Below are 18846 nucleotides of genomic sequence, written 5' to 3'. Positions count from 1 at the left end.
AGCTTAATTCCACCCCCCTGTAGTCCCCCCTTGGTAAGGGGGGACGCCGTTCGCGTAGCGTGCCGAAGGCATCGGCGGGGGGTAATTATTGAGATTGAGAGATTCTAGTTTTGTTGCTATCACTTCGACAAACTGTTCATTGTTATATCGTTTCAAAGCTAGCTCGTAACCTATTTGGGCTTGTTTTTCAGCTTCTTGAGGATGGTTTAATAAATGAGTAATTGCCTGCCGCAATTCATCAGCATCTCCTGGGTTTATAGTCGTAACACTGCCTGGATGTAACAGATAATCTATCAGTCCATCGGTTCGGGTGACTATAACAGGTCGCCGACAAGCCATTGCTTCCATTAAAGCTTGCAACCCAGCACCACATTGACTTTGAATAAGACTAATCACGACAACATCAGCATCACGGTAAAGCTGAACGAGGTCTGGCCACTCGTAAAATTGACGTGACATATTGTTTGGCATCTGTTTTGGAAAGGTCTGCGCTAGTAGAGATGCATCTTGTGAAAAGCCGCTAATCTTCACATCAACATCCAAGTCTGCAGTTGCTTTGGCAAGGGTTTGGTAGTCTCGCTTTTCCAAACCTACACTCACAATCACAGGACGTAATTTGTCAGAAGAGGTCGGTCCAGGTGTGAAGAAGTGAGTATCTATACTAGCCCAAACAAAGGAAACTCGAGACTCAGGCAGATTCAGGTAAGAACGAAGGAACTTAACTTGAGAACCAGAACAGGCTAAGAATAAGTCAATTTTATCCGCAAGACCGAAGAGCTTTAGTGCTAAACGTCCGCGAGGTCGAATAATGTTGTGGAAAAAGACAGCAATTTTGGGACGATTTTTCTTAGCACCACAAACAGTAGCAATCTCAATACCTACTGCTTCACTTAAGCAAAAAATGACGTCATCTTCTCCTAGCTCAGAAGATAAACTTCGAGCTAGTTCCCAGTATTCAGGTTGCCCCGATATCTTAGAGCGAATCTTGTCTAGTGGTGACGATGAATTTAACTTTGGCTCATGCACAGTGGCTTTTAGTCTTTGACGAAGCATCCACATTAAGTGTTGAGGACATTTATGTGCCTTAGCATCCTCGGTAATGCCGTCAATATCTATAGAACGGTGTAGTGCAATATGATATCTCATATGTACAAACCCCCCTTTGATTTTGTAAGTATTAAATTCTGCTTTAACTTCAGTTCCTGGTCAGATTCGGTCAAGTGAACTTGTTCTTCTAAATAATTGGGACGAATGGGTTCCATATCGCCTTGCAAAGCGCTCTTCATTAGCTTATGTAACCGTGCAACTTCATGGTGTATGTTAAATTCTTTCTCGACTTTGGCTCGACCTGCTGTGCCAAATGCTGCTCGAAGTTTATGATTATTCAGTAATTTTTCGATATTTTCCGCGATAGAAACAGCGTCTCCAGGTGGAACAAGGTAGCCATTGACACCATCTTCTACCAACTCACTAACACCAGCAATTTGGGTGGCTACGACAGGTACACCAGCCGCCATTGCTTCCATCAGCACGACTGGTATTCCTTCAGCAAAGCTGGACATCACGAAAATATCGGTTTGCTGCAAATAATTGCGTACTTCAGCTTGGGATTTATAGCCGACGAAATTGACATTCTGGCTCAATCCCAACTGAGCAGTCATTTGTTCTAACTTTGAACGATCTGGACCATCACCAACGACTGTCAATGATATATTTGGATGCGATCGCCTCAAAGCCACAAGACTTTCTAGCAAAATAGGTAAGCCTTTCGCCGCAGCCAGTCGTCCCACAAAAAGCAAGCGTTTTCCTGACTCGTTGTGAGAAACGACATCGAATAACGCTGGGTCGATACCACAATGAATGATATGCATTCGATTCCACTTATCGGTGGGTGCAAATATCATTCCCTGACTACGAGCATAGTGGCTGATACAACACACAAACAGCGATCGCTTGATTTTCTCGTCGAGTCGCCATTGATGTGGACGGAAGAAGATGTAGGGACCGTGCAAGGTGAAGCTATAAGTAAAACCGCCCATTTCGGCGGCAAGCATTGCAACGGTACCGCTAGCTTCTACAATGTGGTTGTGCAAATGTACAATTTGCCTTTTTTTGATTTCTTTGGCAAGGATACCTGCTTCCAAAAAGTAGAAGACTTGAAACAGCGCACCTCGCAACCCAGGCTGGCTGGTTGACCATGCGAGCTTGATTGCTTGTAAGTATCTTTTTGGGGAAGCAAGAAATACACCAAGGTGCGCCAGCAATAAATTGATCGGATTGGGAGGAAGAATATAGAAAGTGCGATCGCGCTCTAGCTTCTGTTCTGTCCCAACCATGTGTTCATCCCCTGTTCGGCGAACAGAGAATGTGTGTACGTCCACACCCATTTCTCGCAACGTTGTGACTTCTCGTTGAATGAAAGTGTCCGTTGCTCTAGGATATTCACCAGTTAGGTAAGCAATCCGCATTCTCTTCAGCCTCCTAAAGGTTGCAACGAGGGTGTCGGCACAGGTACTTCCAACAGTTCGGCATTGCTACAAGAGCGGTCAAGTGCGGTGTCCAGTGAATACCTTGGACTCCAGTTTAAAACTTTTTTTGCACGAGCATTACTATAGCGAAACGGCTTAAACCTGGCATCTATTGCCCTTGGGATAAATATACCAGGTAGCCTTGCTTGCCCCTTCAGCACTCGTTGGTTGTAAGTCCAGAAAATCCAGGCTAGCAAGTACAAGAACCACAAACTGACGGGAATCGTGCGGGGCAGAGAATCTAGGCGTTGAGCCAGTTTCTCGGCATAGACTTTCTGAGTCGGCAAGTCGTCATCCACGATATTCAAAGTTTGACCAATTGCCTCTTCACGCTCGGCAGCACTGATAATTGCATCAGCACAGTTTTCAATATATGTCAATGGCATCTGTGCGTGACCGCCGACTTTCAACCATAAATTGCCGATCAATTTAGCCCCAAGAATGGTATTCCAAAGGCAGTCTCGTCCATAGATCATTCCAGGGCGAATATACGTCACCAATGCCCCATAATTGAGCTCAAACTCGCGAACAAGTTCTTCCTGAAGCAGCTTGACTTGAGCGTATTCATCCCGTTCAAGAGGATGGTCTTCAAGGGGCGTGTCTTCAGTAATTGTTTTGCCGGATGAGTAGTTGTACACCGAGAAGCTGCTAATGTCAACCAGCCTGAACACATTAGCCTCAATCATGGCATCGAGCAAGTTTTCAGTGGCAATGACTGTACCAGCAAATCGTGAGTAAAAGTCACCATCTTTGACGGCTGCCAAATGGAGCACTGCATCCACACCCCGCACAGCATCAGCAATACCATCCTTGCGGCGCAAATCGATACGGATCAGTTCTACATTTGGGTCATTGTGCCAAGGTATACGCTTTTCATTACTAGATGGTCGCACAACCGCACGCACTTTATGTCCTCGTCGCAGTGCTTCAGCGACAACATACTGTCCTAGAAAACCGGATGCTCCTGTTATCAATAACTTCATCGAAAACTCCTGGGTCTGAAACCCCGTCCTAGAAGGACGGCTTTAGAAATCTGTGTTAAAATCGTGACAAGTAACTTAAGACACATTGACCTAGTTGGCCGTGGGTTGGAACCCCCTAACACCGGATTCGTAAGGATATGCTTACTTCTGGAGGTAGAAAATGGGGCGATTAGTGAGTGAATCAAAAAACACAAAAAGTTAGTTTTAGTACCTAGACAACGAAATAAGAGTAGGGGGTTCCAAAACTTAATCCTGTTTTGGGTAAAACTCGCAAGTGTTAATGTGCAGGTATGCCCAATGTCGATGACGGAGGGAGTAGGCGCAATTGACACCGCGTTGTATGCAGAAAGTCTTGTAGCAGCTGCTGTGTTCTGGGTGCAACGGGCAATCCGTAAAAAGGCATCGTGGTAAGAACAGTAAGATGAGTATGGTTCAAAACTAGACTAGGTCGTCTGGTTTTCTTCTAAAGAATCACCGTACCTTTAGGTCGGTGAGTGTCAAACTCGATTTGCCTCCAATAGTAAAGCGTTAACTAATTGATGTGTACGTTCCATATCTTCAAAAGTGATTGGTGGGGCTTTGCCTTCGATAAGTGCTGCATAGGTTTTGTCTAAAAGGCGATGCATACCTTCATATGTCGTTTGTTGCATAATCTTGCGGCGAAAGTTAGTAAATGAAGCCCCAACCAAATCGCATCCGTTGAGAAAATGATTAATCAGCGGAGATAACAACTCTCCAGCGCGGGGTATAACACAACGCAGATGCGGTTGAAACAAATCAGTTTCTGCATAACCTTTTGAACCTCGCACCGTAACGGCAAAGGTCTTGGGCGGTGTGTGACAACTGAATCGAATCCGAGCGTGTGCAGAGCCTCCGATGACGATCGCATCAAGGTCATCATATCGGAACAGGTTTCCACCACCGTGATTACTCCATGCAGCACTCACGCGCTCAAAATCTGGTATGAAACGCACTGTCATGGAACACAAGTGTGTAATGAAATCATGAACCACCCCTGCCGGCATTTTATGAATAGGATTCGGCAGATTTTCGTCTGCAAATGCTCCTCCATCGCGAACTGGAAGCCCTATGCGGACTTCAACTTCCTGCACTTCACCAAGAGTACCATCTGCAATTAATTGCTCAATAGCCAGAATTGGTTCGTTAAAGCAGTAGTTTTGGTTTTCAATCACCCAGCGATTATGAGACTGTGCAAAAGTCCAAAGTTCTTTGAACTCATCGTATGTTGGTGTAATGGGCTTTTCACAAAACACGTGTACACCTGCTTCCAAGCAGTCCTTGGCAATCCGCTTGTGGGTATGGGGCGGAGTCAGAATGTGTACAACGTCAGGTTTTACCTCATCGAGCATCTGACGATAGTCGGTGTAAGTCGAATCGGCACCAAACCTTCGGGCTGCATACCTGGCAGAAGCTTTTGAAAGGTCGCAAACAGTGGCTAGATGTGCGCGCTCAGATTTGGAAAGAAAACTGAGATGTTCTTTGGAGATAGCCCCTGTGCCAATGACTGCTGATTTAAGTTTTGTTACCATTGATATTTTTTATTCTCCGTTATAGTGTTTTGTCAATTAGTGATTTATTGCATTCATTTGTAGTGAGCGCTTCAGCGCTGTAGACGCGCAGCGGCTTCTCGCAGAGTAGCGCTCACTACATACATACAAACAAAAGAAAGCTTGTCTCAACTGGCTGAAGCTGCACTTTTGTATTCCACTATGGTGCGCTGTCGTTTCAAGTACCTGAAGATGTAAAATTGGATTTTTCCGAGTAATTGTGGATATTTCTCTATCGCACAAAACAGGGCGTAAAAAATAGCATCTGTTGACTTAAAGCCTCTTTTGCGCGTAGAGCGATACACTCGGTAAATTACCAAAGTATGAGCCATTAACAGTAACAGTATGCTTAATCCCCGAGTTGGCAATAGACCGACAATTGCCAACAAAGGCAAAAACACAGCCCACAACCAAATCCTTTTACTCTCTTTTTCCCAAAGCCGTTCCGGACTGCGGTGTAGCCAAGCCCCCTCGGTAAAACCATAACCACTGCGAATTGAGCGCTTCCACCACTGACTAAAACGGGTGATTTGGGCATCGTGCAATGTCATTTCTGCATCGATACGTAAAATTTTGCCACCAACTTGACGCAGTCGCAAGCACAGTTCTGGTTCTTCTCCTGCAATCAGTGTCGGGTTGAACCCTCCCACCTTTTTCAAAGCACTCACTCGCATCATGGAGTCACCACCACATGCTTTAGCTTCACCTACGGGAGTATTCCACTCGATGTCGCACAGGCGGTTATAAATAGAGTGAGCAGGGAATTCTTCGCGACGCCGACCACACACCACGACAACGTCAGGTTGAGCAACTAATTCATACACTGCACATTCCAACCATCCTTCTACAACCCGACAATCTCCATCCACAAACTGGACAAATTCAACTTCTGGTTTGACTTGCAATAGATATTCAAACCCTGCATTCCTAGCACGAGCTGCGGTGAATGGAATAGATAAATCGAGTTCTACGACATGGACACCAAGGGAACGGGCTAGCTCCACACTACCATCTGTTGAGCCAGAATCAACATAAACTATGGTTCTCCTTTCTCCAATCACTGATAACAGGCACGTTCTGAGACGATTTCCTTCGTTGCGTCCGATGACAACAACTCCAATAGATTGCAAAGTAAAACCTCCTATAATAATCGTCTATGTTGTAGACAGTTTTAAATTACACGTAAACAGAAATCGTAGGTAGGGGTAAAGCCCATAAAAGCTTATGTAATGGACATTTGAAATATTGGTTGTCAATAACACATAAATAGTTTTTCTTCCTTATATTGTTAATTTCTTGAATTTACTTTTCTGATTTATTGTAAAAACAACTGTTATAAACAAAACCCAATACACGTTTGCTAAATGCATCAAATAACTTTCTGTCACATTATTCATTGCTAAAAAGGAGAGATAAGCTAAAGGCCAAAGGTCTTCTGGATTTATAGTTGCATAAGCTCGTTTCAATGCCTGAGCAAAGGTTGTGAAATAACTCATTAAAAAAAATGATAAACCAATGAAGCCAACATCAAGTAGTAAATCAATTAAGCCATTGTGAGCGTGAGGTGGAACCCAACCAGACCCTATTGCATGACCTGCTTCGATTGCATACTTGCTTTTAGGTGCCCAGAACGCAGCATAACCATAACCCAACAATGGTCTTTCCATTAATCTAGCTAGTACAGCACCCCACAGGGGCGTCCGTCCAGTTAAAGTGGGGTCTCTTCCTAAACCAGTTAAGAGTTCTACCCAATAAGTGAAAATGAGTAGAGCAACACATCCCAGAATCAGAATTCCAATATCTATGAAAATTACGCTTATCTTTCCCTGCCACCGAAAGTTTCTATAGAATACCATTAATAATATAAGTAATAAAGAAAGAACAAGAGAAGTTTTTGAAGTTGAAAGTAGCATCAAGACTAGCGAAAAGCTCAAACCACCCCACTTATATAAATTTGAATTTTCTTTTGGCAAGGCAAGAAAAGTTAATGCGCTTAAAACCATCATGCTACCAAGACCATTTTTGTGTCCGTATACTCCTTTCCATGCTCCTGGATGAGATTCTATTCCATCTGCTTGATGTATCCCAATGGAAGGTAATCCAATGGCAAGAATTGTACTCAATAAACTCCCTATAAAGAAAGTACAGGCAACAAGTTGTACCTGCTCTTTCAAGCTAAATCGTGCCGCAAAATATAAGCCAAAGGAAGTCATCATCAACATATCTCTGGTATTAAACAATGTAAAGTCTGGAGATTCTGACCAGACAAATGATACCAGGGCTAATACCGTTAATAGACACAGTAATTTATCTCTACCGGCTGTAATTATCGTACTTTTCCAGAAGAGACAAACGAGAATGGTTGAGATTCCCCAAACAGAGAATCTGACTAATGTGACAACGAAGTTTGGAAGCACAGCACCCAAAGCGTGTACACCAAATACTCCTGCAAAGAAACTTAAGCCTAATATTATAAAACCTTTCTCGGCAAGTCTTAAAAATTTACTTAGAGTTTTCTTTTTCATAGATTGACTTTAGAAAGAGAAAGGTTAATTCGGCTAAACATTGTTTGACTATATTTTGTCCCTTTGAGTACGAACCCAGACGCTTTGAGGTTTCACTAAAAACTTGAGATAAACTGGAATTTTCCAAAGAACGTAAAAAGGAACAGTTAAAAGTTGCAACAGAGGAAGGTCTTGGCGAGCAAACTTAGCCCAAGCTGTCATAATTGCCATGAGGAAACAAAGTCCCGCTGTAGCTACAATAGCTGCTGGTATCCATGACACTCCCAAGACTGCAAACAGCAAAGTCACTGCCATGAGTCCTAACCAAATAACAACAAGCAGAGATAGAGGTGGCACACACAAATCCAGAATGCTCACCAACAAGTCGAACCTTTTTTGATAAACTGCTTCTTTGAGCAGGGTAGGGACATAACTCTGCATGATTTGTAAATGACCATGTTCCCAACGGGTTCTCTGACTTTTAGCAGCCTGCGACTGCTGCGGCAAATACCCAGTGACTTTTGCGTCTGGGCAAAACACTGGTCTGTGTCCAGCTATAGTCAAATCCAAGCCTAGTTTCAAATCTTCAAGGAGGTGACCGTTGGCTAAACTTACTGAACGAATCACCGACCAAGGGAAAGCCATACCTGTGCCAAGCAACGGGCAAGGTAGTCCCAGGCGGGCTAATCCATGGGGACGAACCAGATTCCTAACGATGTTGGAAAATTGGGACACGAAGTCTTTTGACGACTGAGAGTTTTTAGGTCTGAGCATCAAGTAAGTTGCTTGGACAGGTCGCTGTGTGGCGATCGCACACTGACTGAGCTGCTCAATTGCACCTGGATAGACTGTACAATCAGCATCAACAATCACAAGCACATCCGGAGGATCTGACTCAATAAACTGTAAGCCAAAGTCTAAGGCGTATCCCTTGCCTCTTTGCTCGAGGTTCTGACGCTCAATCACTGTAGCACCCATTGTACGAGCAATTTGAGCCGTCGCGTCACTACAATTGTCAGCAATGACAACCAGACGGTCTTGTTCTTTCAATGCAGGCATCAGTTTTTTGAGAGTTGAACCGATGACAATCTCTTCATTGTGTGCTGGGACTAAAACAGTGACTTTTGCATCTTTAGCATCTTTGCGGTCAGCTTCAGAAGTCGAAGCCTTGGGGAAGGGAGCCGCAGTACATTCAATCAGAAAAAATAGACAAACAATAAATAGACCCGATGCGCTAACTAACAGCACAACATTAATACACGAAGCCACGAACTGGCTAACTGACATGGCATTGTTACCTCAATACAACAGCATTGTTATCAGACTTTTGAAGAAATGATTTTTGCAGGTATCCCAACTGCTGTTGCTCCTGCTGGAACATCGCACAGAACCACAGCATTAGCACCGATGCTTGCGTTATCTCCAATGGTGACGTTGCCCAATATCTGTGCACCAGCACCAACATCGACACCTTTGCCCAGCTTGGGCGCATCCATCGGACGATCTAGGTAACGCATTCCCAAAGTCACCCCTTGGCGTATAATACAGTCGTCGCCAATACAGCAGTGTGAGTGAATGACGATTGCTCCCTGATGTTGAATAACCACACGGCGACCAAGTTGGACAGTGTAAAGCAGTTCAATTCCGTATGTATTCCGAACCTTGCGATATAGCATTCCATAAACAAGGCTAAAAGGCGCTTGCAAGAGTTTGGGTTTAATCTTCTTGCGCCAAACTCCAAAACGGTGAATTGCGACAGCACGGAATCCAGGCTTAGTCCAATCCCGTCCGTGGGCAATCCAGTCTTCTTTGATTTGTTGCCAAAGACCAAAAGCAGAAGCTTTGTCTCGCTTTGTATTTGCCTTTAAATCGATTTGTGCGTCCATTGTTGAGTCCCCACTTCAGTTTCTACCACACTCTGTCCCACTCGAGGGCTGGAATAGTAAAAGTAGCTGTCAGGTTCGTGCTTCATGTTGACAGCGTTGGCAACCATTCCTAAAATGTTAGCGTCAGAACGTTCTAGCAGGGATTTTGCTGCGGTAGCGCTTGCTGAATCCACAACACCCGGTCGAACGACTAGCAAAACTCCATCCGCCATTTTTCCTAAAACTGCTGCATCAGCTGTCCCAACTAAAGGAGGAGTATCAAATACGATGTAGTCGTATTTCTCAGAGAAAATCTTAATGAGAGAAGCCATGCGATCCGAGTCAATCAAAGCCAGGGGGTTGGGAGGTACGACTCCAGCTGTGAGGACAGACAGATGTTTTGTAACCGTTTGCACACCTTGCGGAAATTCAGCCTGACAAACAATTATGTTACTTAAACCGACTGAGTTGATCACACCCCAAAAATGATGTTGCGTTGGTTTACGCATATCTGCATCGACTAGCAGAACCCGCCGTCCCGCCTGAGCCAGTACCGCAGCTAAATTAGCAGAAACTTCTGATTTCCCTTCCCCAGCTACAGAACTCGTTACCACAATTGTGCGAACTTTTTTATGGCTAATGAACTTAAGGTTTGCCTGAAGCATTTGATAAGCTTCATGAACCACTGAGCGAGGAGAAGTTGCGACAATAACTCGAGCAGATACTCCTTCTAACATCAATTTCGTAGGAGCAGATGTGCTATTTGATTCAAACTTAGGAATTAGCCCTAGTAGAGTATAGCCAAAAAATGTCTCGGCTTCCTTAACCGTTTTTAAGGATCTGTCTATGAGATCTACAAAAAACGCAGCAGCAACACCAAGTAGCAACCCAACAAATACGCCACCTCCTGCTAAAAGTAGTACGACTTTGGAGAGAACTGGTTTTTTGGGAACCTTGGCTGGTTGAATCTCTTTAGCATTGCCAACGGTTTGCTTTTCTGCGACTTCGATTTCCTGTAGTCTGCTGACAAGGTTTTCATAGTTCTTTTTCGAGATAGATAACTTTCGCTCAAAATCTCCTTGCTTTTTCTCCAAATTTGGCATCATCGCAAGCCTTTCCTTATAACTGGCTTGGATCTTAGACAAAGCTTGTATTTTGCTTTCTAAACCTTGGCGTTGCGCTTGTATCTTGGCAAATTCACTTGTCAGATTTTCTTTGATTTTCCCGACCTGCAACTTACCAGGGGGAACGTTTTGTTGAGTTCCTAAAACCTGCTCAATTCCTTTAGTTCCTAAAACCTGCTCAATTCGCTGCTGTAATAAAGCATTTAAAGTGACTTCTTGATTTTTTAACTCAGCAATATCTGGATGTTCACTGGTGTAGCGTGCTTTTTCATTTGCGAGCTTAGTTTGCACCTTTTGTAACTCGCTTAAGACTTCCTGTACACCAGGTATCTGACTTATGGAAGTCACTTCCACAGCCTGATCTCCAGCCAAGTTTAATTGACTGTTGATTTTTGCTTCCTGAGCGCTCACATCTGCTAGCGCAGCCCGCGCTTGATTTATTTCCTGATCTATCTGACCAAGATTTTGAACTGCAGCGCTCGCCTCTTCTGGAAGCTCGATAATTTTATACCGAGTTTTAAACTGACGTAATGCCTCTGCTGAGCGATCTAATTCTGCCCGAGCATATGGCAGTTGCTGTTGAATAAATTTACCTGCGGCAAAGACTTGAGCTCGATTGGACTGAATGTTGTTTGCAACATAGGATTTCATCAGCTGATTGACTACTGATGCTGCCAATTCAGGGTTTTCTGACGTGTAGGAAACCTTCAGTACATCTGTGCCTACAATTGGTTCAACCTTGATTTTTAGTGACTCTGGCTCAAGAAGATTCCCTTTTTTATCTTTTAACTCTAGGGTCTTGATAACCTCTTCTAAAATCGGTTCAGATTGCAAGATGACAGCTTGCGTTTCTAGAGGATTCCCCTCGCGCATTAAAGATTCAAGATCCCCTATCTTTTCTCCTACTTTCGTAAGCGATGACGTTCGATCTGATTGAAAAAGAAGCATTCCAGTCGCCTGATATTCAGGTTTTTGCAGGAACACCGCAAACGTCGTTAATCCTATGGAAACTAGAACAGAACCTGCCACAATTGGCCAACGGCGTTTCAGAACCAGCCAATATTTTTGAATATCTATTTCTTCTTGATAGCCTTTAGTCTCCATACAACTTTCCTAGCCGTAGATCATGACGAAATTGGAGCCAAAAATGAAATTTGATATGAATACCTTAGCTTCATAGTATCGGCTATCTTTTAACAAATTGAAATTGATTTTTATTGCTTTAAACATAATGCTACTATTGTAGTAGCGTGCCTCTGCAGTAGGCGCGCTCAACAAGACAATTCAAGTATTTTTGCAATCTGACTCCATGCACTACGTGAACGCTTTGCGCTCCCTTCGGGAACACAAGCCTAGGATGGACGTAGAGTTTCAAGATATGTCTAATGTAGTTTGACCGATGAAGTTATTGACTAGTAAGTGCGTCCAGTGATGCTAATCCTACTTACTCAATCAAATTCACAGCTGTTGTATCGAGAGTGGTGTTTGGTTTACGATATTGCCTGCCGTTTTTACTGATTTTGGTAAATGCACAAACTTGCATATTTTTTTAACCCTGTTTATACTTAAGTTTCTCAGAACTACAAAACACTGGTCAAATGAGTGCGTACTAGGTATCAAATATGCTCTCATCCGAAGTATCTCGCTCTAGGGACAATCTAATTTTTAACAATCTTTCGTTGTTGAGATTGCCTAGTAACGATGTTAAATATAACTTTAATTGCCAGTAATTTCAAGTATCAAGAAATTTTTTTTTTAAACAAAATGTAAAGCTTGGGGATTTGCTCATGTAGGAAAAGTAAGAAAAGTATGTTTTGTAAGCCAAGACTTGTAGAACTGAGATTCAAATTAATTAGGAATAGTTCCTGTAAAATTGATATGCAAAGAAAAAGCAATTTTGATTTTAACTATCTGTCAAAATTAATACACTTTTGCATTAATTTATAGCGTTATCAGTCTGCAAAAAAATTCGTCATGAGGGCTTAAGCCCTCATGACAAGCTTTATCTAGGTGTGCTTAGATTTTTAGAACAAGGTAAGAAAAGTAAGAAAAGTATGTAAAAAGCTTGCTTTTGCTATTTAGTAGGCACCTGTCTTGTCAAAGACAACCTTGACAGTTTTCAACAAAATTTGCAGATCCAGACACACAGACCAATTCTCTATGTAAGCGATATCTAATTTTACCCCATCTTCAAAATTCTCGATATCGGATCGACCAGAAACTTGCCACAATCCGGTAATACCAGGCAGAACTTCTTGCCGAATAAAGTGCTTTGTCTTGAACCTTTCTACATCCCTCATAGGGAGAGGACGCGGACCAACCAAACTCATCTCTCCAAGGACAACATTAAACAGTTGTGGCAATTCGTCGAGACTGTAACGGCGCAGGAATTTGCCTATGCGTGTGATCCGAGGGTCGTCTTTCATCTTAAAGAGAACCCCATCCTTGATTTCATTCTTTGCTTCTAACGCCGCCTGCAACTTTTCCGCGTTGGTAACCATCGTACGGAATTTCCAAATCTTGAAACTGTTACCATGCAGACCAATTCGATTTTGCCGGAAGAACACTGGTCCAGAAGAATCTAACTTAATAAGTGTAGCTATCACCAGATAAACAGGAGACAGCAGGAGTAACAGAACAATCGAACCACAAAGGTCAAAACCGCGCTTTATCCAAAAATCGCCGCCTGCGATGATTGGTGCTGGAATTGTCATACAAGGCACTTCACCAATCATCCAAAATACGGATTTGGGGAGATGAACTTCACCTTGAATTGGCAGTATTCGTAGGGTAATGCCAGCTGTTTGGAAACGCCAGCAAACATGTAGACGGTTCTTGATGGCATTCCAAGAAACAAAAGCCTCTTCTATACCCTGTGTGCGTAGATATTCAAACGTTGCCTCTCGGTTCATCATATCTAAACTGCTAGAGTCAGCAATTCTCTGTACGGTGTAGCAATTCTCTTTCTCTATTAACCGAATATGGCTTTCTTTGTCTTCGGGATCCGTAATCAGAAAAACGGGATGGCGAATTGCTCCTTTACTACGAAGCACTCTTGTGCCTATATCACAGACGAAATGAGAGGTACAAACGAAAACTACAGACAACAGCCAAAATAGTAGAAAAGTTGAGCGCGAGACATAGCTTTCTGGCTCGTAGAGAAAGGCAATGAGCAAGAGTAGAAGTTCTGACAGCGTAACTGCTTTAATCAGACCAAGATAGTTACGACGATGTGCACCTGATTTATAGAGTCCTTTGGTTGCTATCATGCCTATTTCTACTGTCAAGATGAGCAGTAGAAAAGAGGCTTTTTGTGTCCAAGGCGAATCTAATGGAGTGCCGTTAATGACTGCCAACTTCCATGCTAAGGTCAGAGAAATGACATCTAGCGAAATAAGTGTTCCTACCCGCAGAAATTTGCTAGTTAATCCTTTGTGTATCGTTGTGCCACTTGCTGACCTTAAATCTGGTTTAAATCCTGCAACTAATAAAGATTTAGATGTCACGATTCCTATTACCCCTGTATTTAAAATGTACAAATCAATATGCAAGTTAAATGGGCAACAGCTTAAGCAATTACGCATTTCATCTGCACACTGACTTGTGAAGGTAGTCAATTGCGCATCGGGCATGGCGCATGATCCCCTATCCCCAGCCCTAAGCAAAAAAGTGCAATGTCTAGGCGTCTGAGCTTAGTATTGCGATGAGGTTCGAGAGCGCTTTCTGAAAAGTTTTGTAAACCGTTCCTGTAGAACCCGATAAAAAAACAGCGGATTGCCAACCACATAACGATGCCACAGGCGTTGTGGTTCTGTAACCAATCGTGTTAACCACTCTAGTCCGCTATTGGTCATCCAACGTGGACCTCTGTTGACGTTGCCACTATAAAAATCAAGACATGCACCTAGAGGCAAAAACACTTTTGTTTCTATTTTCTCTGAATTATTCAAAATCCAACGTTCTTGTAACGGCATACCAAAGCCAATATACAAAATATCTGGCTTAAATTTATTGATTTCTTGGATAACAAATTCATTTTCCTCACCAGACTTGTCAAAATAACCGTGATGTCCTTTCACTTTTAAATTTGGTGCAACCACTTTCAGCTTAGCGATCGCTTTATCTACCGTACCCGGTTGACCAGCAAGCAGGAACAAGGAAACATTTTCCCGCTCGCAAGCTTTCGCAAAATCCTCAATGTAATCTGGACATGTCATGCGATGAGATGAATCTGCGCTGCAGCCGCAGAGTTTCGCTCCTACTAGAACACCAAATCCATCGCAGAACACTAAATCAGATTTGTTGAGAAACTCTCTATACCAAGGGAGTTCGTAGGCAAAGTTCATTCCCCGAATATTTACGTGACATATGGTGGTTTTCTTGTCAAGTTTTGCCGCTTTGACTGCGTAATCGATGAGTTCATTAACTTTGAGTTTATGAAACCTAGTTCCAAGTAATACTATCTCATCAAATTTGTTCATTTAGATAGTTCCTCCAAAGATTTTCTAAACACCAGTAAAAAAGAAACACCATTTTTTTGGAAAGCGGTTCTCAGGCTCTACTTAAACATGAACGGGAGTAAGCGCGTGTAAATGCAGATTGGCATTCAAATATCTCAAATAGCCTATCAAGTTGGGTAACTTCAAAAATGATTTTAATTGTGGGCGACACAGAGCAAAGACTTAAGCTCCGTCCTAATCGCTGAGCCAACTTCAGCCCTGATACTAAAGCCATCAATCCGGCACTGTCCAAGGATTCTACTTGCTCTAAATCTATTAATAAGGTGGCACAATCGTTTTGCATTATGGCTGTTGTCAGTTCCCGCTCAAAGTCCAATGCATTAACGGCATTTAAAGAACGTTTGAGTCGAATCACTGCAATCTTATTGGCAAGCATTTTTTCCATAATTTGAGTCGAATTAGCAATCAATTTTCAATTCTGTAATCAGAAAAGATCGATGACTTGAAAAGGGTGTAAGGTCAACGTTTCCGAGCTTGATCAAACGCTCTTGCCATAGCATTCCATGCCAACTTGGGTTTGAAGCTTGAATCTAGTGGCAAAGGACGCACTGGCGCACCATCTGAGCGGGGAGTAAACGTTGAAAGCCAGGTGTGTCTATCGCTCAATCCCCAATTTAATACCGCAATCACTGCTTTTTCATCTAGCACCACGGAAAGATAATCTTCGTATACACTGGCGACAATGCGATCGCGAACAGCAGGATCTGAAGGTAATTTTTGGTCTGACACATCTAGTTCGGTAATCAGGATTTTGAGACCAAGACTAGCCACGTCAGACAGAAAAGTTCGTAGTTTTTTGGCATTTAAGGCACCTTCTTGAGCAACTAGGTGAGATTGGATACCAAGGGCATGAATCGGTGTTCCTCTAGATTTCAAACGTTCTAGTAGTTTCAGAACAGCAGTTCTTTTGACTTCTTCTTTGCGACCGCTATATTCCAGCGCGTTTTCGTTGTAGACCAACATAGCTTTCGGATCCGCTTGAGCTGCAACGCGATAGGCAAGCTCTATGTAATCTGGACCTAAAAACTGAAGCCACGGACTTTTTCGCAAGCCTGCTTTTTGTCCATCGTCTGGTTCAATAGCCTCGTTGACGACATCCCAAGAGTGCATTCGACCAGCGTAGCGTTTAGTCACAGTTGTGATATGTTCCACCAAAAATTTTTCCGCATTCTGGCGGTTAACTACCTCCTTAAACCAGTTAGGCAATTGCATATACCAGACTAAAGTATGTCCTCGAAAAAGCATATTGTGAGTGCGGGCAAACTGAGCTAACCAATCTGCTCTGGTAAAGTCAAACTTGTCCGGAGCAGGTCGCACAGCATCCCATTTGAGCTCATTCTCAGGCACCAAGATGCCACACTCGCGAACAATGCTAGTCTTTAAATTTTTGTCTGATACCAGAAAATCTCGCCCAGAGGCTGCTCCGTAAATTAATCCCTTAGCCGTGGCACGCTTTTTTAAAGGAGTTTGCCCAACGACTTTAAAATCTCTTTTTAGGTTGTCAAGCGCTTGGCTTTGGTACATCTGGTAGCTATCTTTTCCTACTGCGACAGCGGTTGCTCCTGCCAAACCTGAGACACCCATGTACACAAAACGACGCCTAGTGATTGACGAGTTTTTAAACATATAAATAAAGGCAAATCAAACCAAGAATATCTGTATATTTAACCCAAGTTGCTAGTCAGTGACTAACAGGTGATTACATAATAGAATCCCCTCCAAAATACATTAGGAGGGGAACATGGTTAACACTAGCATGTGTAACTTAGAGTACATATGCTTAGTATTGTTAATAGGATTCCAGTAGAGTACAGACCTGATGAAAGAAATTCTTGACATTATCCGATATGCAACCCGATTTGCTTAGTATTGTTGACACGATTCCAGACAAAAAATTTAGAAGGAACGATGATAATCCCAGTGACGGGTATCTTCAGATATTTTCTTGAGGATACAAATATTATTGAAAATAAATTTTATCCCTCCGTATTCTCGTTCAAAGGGATTCTGAAGAAAACGTTTTGTAGATTTCATTAAACCTTCCCAAATACTACCTTTGGTATCAACTTTAGTCAACTCATAATCCCTGTTTCTTAAGATATAAGACACGACTTTTCTAATTCCAGGCATCCATATATCATCAAAAATGACATACCCGCCTACCTCTAACAATTTGTCAACGTAGAAGAAATCTACCAAAGTGTAATCGAAATGATGTGAGCCATCAATAAACGCAAAATCAAGTTTTTCTCCTTTGGCTACAAGTTGAGGTAAAGCTTCGTCTGAACAAGCCTCTAGAAATCGTACTTTGTCTGCAAAACCTGCTCTTTCAACATTCAGTAATCCAATGGATTTCCATACGCTATTTTGCATTGGGTCAATGGCAGTATGGATTCCTCTACCTTTGTCATGATGTGCTTGACAAATAAACAGAGTAGACAAGCCATAAGCCATGCCTATTTCTAGCGTTCTTTCCAGATTGTTTTTTTGGATAAGCTCATTGAGAATCGTGCCAATATCATAAGGAGTAGCGGTAGGAAAAGGATTTATTGAATTTCCTTGAGCATCCTTAACAGATTTGGTTGAATAAATTTCCTCTAAGAGTTGATTCATAACTTAGTTCTCCCTGGTAAACTACATGGGTTTTGTGACTTCTGCAAAAAAGGCTAGAAAGGGGTGTATGGGGCAATACAGTTCAGATCAGACAATTTGCATGCAACGGTAACCAATACAAGAGACGTTGCGAAATCGCGTAGCACGGATCTGCGACGTATGCCATTTCGGCACGCAAAGAGCGTTCGCTATGACAAAAAATCCTTAACTGAACGGTACTGGTGTATAGGGAACGCTTAGGTTTGTGATGAGTGAATCGATGTTAAGCGAGCATACTTAGCTGACTGGCGACTGTAACGTCGCTCAACTTTCAAACCGGAAGTCCTTGCAGCCTTCGTAGTCAAGCCTCTTTGCATGTCTGCGAGTAAATTCTCCGATAGAAGGATTTCCATCGGGGTGAATGACCCCCACCGCTTGCTGCCAAATTTTTCGTGGTGCTAGCGACACTTGATAAGTGCAAACGTTCTCTTGAGTCCCTTTGCTAACGCTCTTTTGAACGTGATACCATTTCGTTTCTTGGCAGCGATCGCACCAGAATGCTTCCAACCATGCACTTTCTAAATGAACTACGGTTTCAGTTTCTACCAATATGAGGACATTGTGTCTACTGAGGCTTCCTGGCTGGAGTGGTGCGGTGCGATTAGCAAACAATGAATATTTTTGACTGACACTATCGAGATAGCATCCATGAATCGGACAGTAAATAGCGCGTCGTTTTGAACGTTTACGATTGCGGTCACACCTTCTGTGCAATTCAACCTCCCTCATTGATAAATACACCACAGATAACAAGAAGGTTTCGTCGGCGGGACTGAGATCAAAAAGACCATCGAAGCCCAAGGAAAGCGCCTGAACAATTATTTATTCAATTGTGGTTTAATATATCGTTAACAGACAAGAGTTTGAAAATCCTTACACAAGGAAAGTCATTATAACTCAGAATTGGTGAATTGGTGAATTTTTGGTTGGGTTCTGTGTTTTCCCCTCACGATTCATATATTTTTGTAAGAGGTTTAATCTTTAAAATCTCCTGTAACACAAAGCTATCTGTAGAAAATACCTTATCTTAAATTGTGCCTCAGTATGAGTATCTGTAGACAATTAAAGAAAGGACTGAGAGCAAAAGAACCATCAAAGCCTA

15 protein-coding genes are annotated in these 18846 nt (G+C 42.7%); all 15 read right to left on the bottom strand.

The annotated features are described in order from the left end of the window. Window positions 1-3 precede the first annotated feature (3 nt). The 15 genes from ACM0OZ_RS27090 to ACM0OZ_RS27020 all read right to left on the bottom strand — a co-directional run bounded on the left by ACM0OZ_RS27090 (window position 4) and on the right by ACM0OZ_RS27020 (window position 18458). Window positions 4-1146, bottom strand: coding sequence for a glycosyltransferase family 4 protein (locus ACM0OZ_RS27090; protein ID WP_414585924.1), 1143 nt, complete (start codon window positions 1144-1146; stop codon window positions 4-6). Further along, window positions 1143-2468: a glycosyltransferase family 4 protein gene (locus ACM0OZ_RS27085; RefSeq protein WP_414585923.1), complete on the bottom strand. Its 1326-nt coding sequence runs from the start codon at window positions 2466-2468 to the stop codon at window positions 1143-1145. The genes ACM0OZ_RS27090 and ACM0OZ_RS27085 overlap by 4 nt, the downstream gene beginning before the upstream one ends. Before the next feature lie 5 nt (window positions 2469-2473). Next, window positions 2474-3511: an NAD-dependent epimerase/dehydratase family protein gene (locus ACM0OZ_RS27080; RefSeq protein ID WP_414585922.1), complete on the bottom strand. Its 1038-nt coding sequence runs from the start codon at window positions 3509-3511 to the stop codon at window positions 2474-2476. Window positions 3512-4008: 497 nt separating this feature from the next. Continuing rightward, the gene (locus tag ACM0OZ_RS27075; protein WP_414585921.1) at window positions 4009-5061 is read right to left on the bottom strand and encodes a Gfo/Idh/MocA family protein; all 1053 of its coding nucleotides are present in this window, start codon (window positions 5059-5061) and stop codon (window positions 4009-4011) included. Window positions 5062-5207: 146 nt separating this feature from the next. Continuing rightward, complete coding sequence (locus tag ACM0OZ_RS27070; RefSeq protein WP_414585920.1) at window positions 5208-6209, bottom strand: glycosyltransferase; 1002 nt, start codon at window positions 6207-6209, stop codon at window positions 5208-5210. A gap of 150 nt (window positions 6210-6359) precedes the next feature. Beyond that, window positions 6360-7604: an O-antigen ligase family protein gene (locus tag ACM0OZ_RS27065; RefSeq protein ID WP_414585919.1), complete on the bottom strand. Its 1245-nt coding sequence runs from the start codon at window positions 7602-7604 to the stop codon at window positions 6360-6362. Between the two features lie 48 nt (window positions 7605-7652). After that, window positions 7653-8870: a glycosyltransferase family 2 protein gene (locus tag ACM0OZ_RS27060; protein ID WP_414585918.1), complete on the bottom strand. Its 1218-nt coding sequence runs from the start codon at window positions 8868-8870 to the stop codon at window positions 7653-7655. A gap of 32 nt (window positions 8871-8902) precedes the next feature. Further along, window positions 8903-9469 carry a serine O-acetyltransferase gene (locus ACM0OZ_RS27055; RefSeq protein ID WP_414585917.1) on the bottom strand — a complete coding sequence of 189 codons (567 nt, stop codon included), beginning with the start codon at window positions 9467-9469 and terminating at the stop codon, window positions 8903-8905. Beyond that, window positions 9448-11676, bottom strand: coding sequence for a GumC family protein (locus tag ACM0OZ_RS27050; protein ID WP_414585916.1), 2229 nt, complete (start codon window positions 11674-11676; stop codon window positions 9448-9450). Before ACM0OZ_RS27050 ends, ACM0OZ_RS27055 begins: the two co-directional genes overlap by 22 nt. Window positions 11677-12650: 974 nt before the next feature. Continuing rightward, window positions 12651-14078 (bottom strand): sugar transferase, encoded by a 1428-nt coding sequence (locus ACM0OZ_RS27045; protein WP_414585915.1) that lies wholly within the window; start codon window positions 14076-14078, stop codon window positions 12651-12653. Window positions 14079-14264: 186 nt separating this feature from the next. Continuing rightward, window positions 14265-15053 (bottom strand): WecB/TagA/CpsF family glycosyltransferase, encoded by a 789-nt coding sequence (locus ACM0OZ_RS27040; protein ID WP_414585914.1) that lies wholly within the window; start codon window positions 15051-15053, stop codon window positions 14265-14267. Between the two features lie 70 nt (window positions 15054-15123). Then, a complete protein-coding gene (locus ACM0OZ_RS27035) occupies window positions 15124-15477 on the bottom strand; it encodes an STAS domain-containing protein (protein ID WP_414585965.1) in 354 nt (117 codons plus the stop codon). A 74-nt stretch (window positions 15478-15551) separates the two neighbouring features. After that, a complete protein-coding gene (locus ACM0OZ_RS27030; protein WP_414585913.1) occupies window positions 15552-16718 on the bottom strand; it encodes an endo-1,4-beta-xylanase in 1167 nt (388 codons plus the stop codon). A 270-nt stretch (window positions 16719-16988) separates the two neighbouring features. Continuing rightward, on the bottom strand, window positions 16989-17705 hold the full coding sequence (locus ACM0OZ_RS27025; protein ID WP_414585912.1) for a class I SAM-dependent methyltransferase: 717 nt from the start codon (window positions 17703-17705) through the stop codon (window positions 16989-16991). A 303-nt stretch (window positions 17706-18008) separates the two neighbouring features. After that, entirely contained in the window at window positions 18009-18458 is a 450-nt protein-coding gene (locus tag ACM0OZ_RS27020; protein ID WP_414585964.1) for a hypothetical protein, read from the bottom strand. Window positions 18459-18846: the final 388 nt, after the last annotated feature.

Origin of the sequence: Scytonema sp. PCC 10023, from assembly GCF_963920835.1 — a bacterium.
Taxonomy (GTDB): Bacteria; Cyanobacteriota; Cyanobacteriia; order Cyanobacteriales; family Nostocaceae; genus Kalymmatonema.
Note: the sequence above shows the minus strand (reverse complement) of the source record. Positions and strands in the feature narration are given on the sequence as shown.

Excerpts from the sequence above, each read along its gene's own strand:
- ACM0OZ_RS27090 (WP_414585924.1), bottom strand. The coding sequence starts at position 1,146 with ATGAGATATCATATTGCACTACACCGTTCTATAGATATTGACGGCATT.
- ACM0OZ_RS27085 (WP_414585923.1), bottom strand. The coding sequence starts at position 2,468 with ATGCGGATTGCTTACCTAACTGGTGAATATCCTAGAGCAACGGACACT.
- ACM0OZ_RS27080 (WP_414585922.1), bottom strand. The coding sequence starts at position 3,511 with ATGAAGTTATTGATAACAGGAGCATCCGGTTTTCTAGGACAGTATGTT.
- ACM0OZ_RS27075 (WP_414585921.1), bottom strand. The coding sequence starts at position 5,061 with ATGGTAACAAAACTTAAATCAGCAGTCATTGGCACAGGGGCTATCTCC.
- ACM0OZ_RS27065 (WP_414585919.1), bottom strand. The coding sequence starts at position 7,604 with ATGAAAAAGAAAACTCTAAGTAAATTTTTAAGACTTGCCGAGAAAGGT.
- ACM0OZ_RS27060 (WP_414585918.1), bottom strand. The coding sequence starts at position 8,870 with ATGTCAGTTAGCCAGTTCGTGGCTTCGTGTATTAATGTTGTGCTGTTA.
- ACM0OZ_RS27055 (WP_414585917.1), bottom strand. The coding sequence starts at position 9,469 with ATGGACGCACAAATCGATTTAAAGGCAAATACAAAGCGAGACAAAGCT.
- ACM0OZ_RS27050 (WP_414585916.1), bottom strand. The coding sequence starts at position 11,676 with ATGGAGACTAAAGGCTATCAAGAAGAAATAGATATTCAAAAATATTGG.
- ACM0OZ_RS27040 (WP_414585914.1), bottom strand. The coding sequence starts at position 15,053 with ATGAACAAATTTGATGAGATAGTATTACTTGGAACTAGGTTTCATAAA.
- ACM0OZ_RS27035 (WP_414585965.1), bottom strand. The coding sequence starts at position 15,477 with ATGGAAAAAATGCTTGCCAATAAGATTGCAGTGATTCGACTCAAACGT.
- ACM0OZ_RS27030 (WP_414585913.1), bottom strand. The coding sequence starts at position 16,718 with ATGTTTAAAAACTCGTCAATCACTAGGCGTCGTTTTGTGTACATGGGT.
- ACM0OZ_RS27025 (WP_414585912.1), bottom strand. The coding sequence starts at position 17,705 with ATGAATCAACTCTTAGAGGAAATTTATTCAACCAAATCTGTTAAGGAT.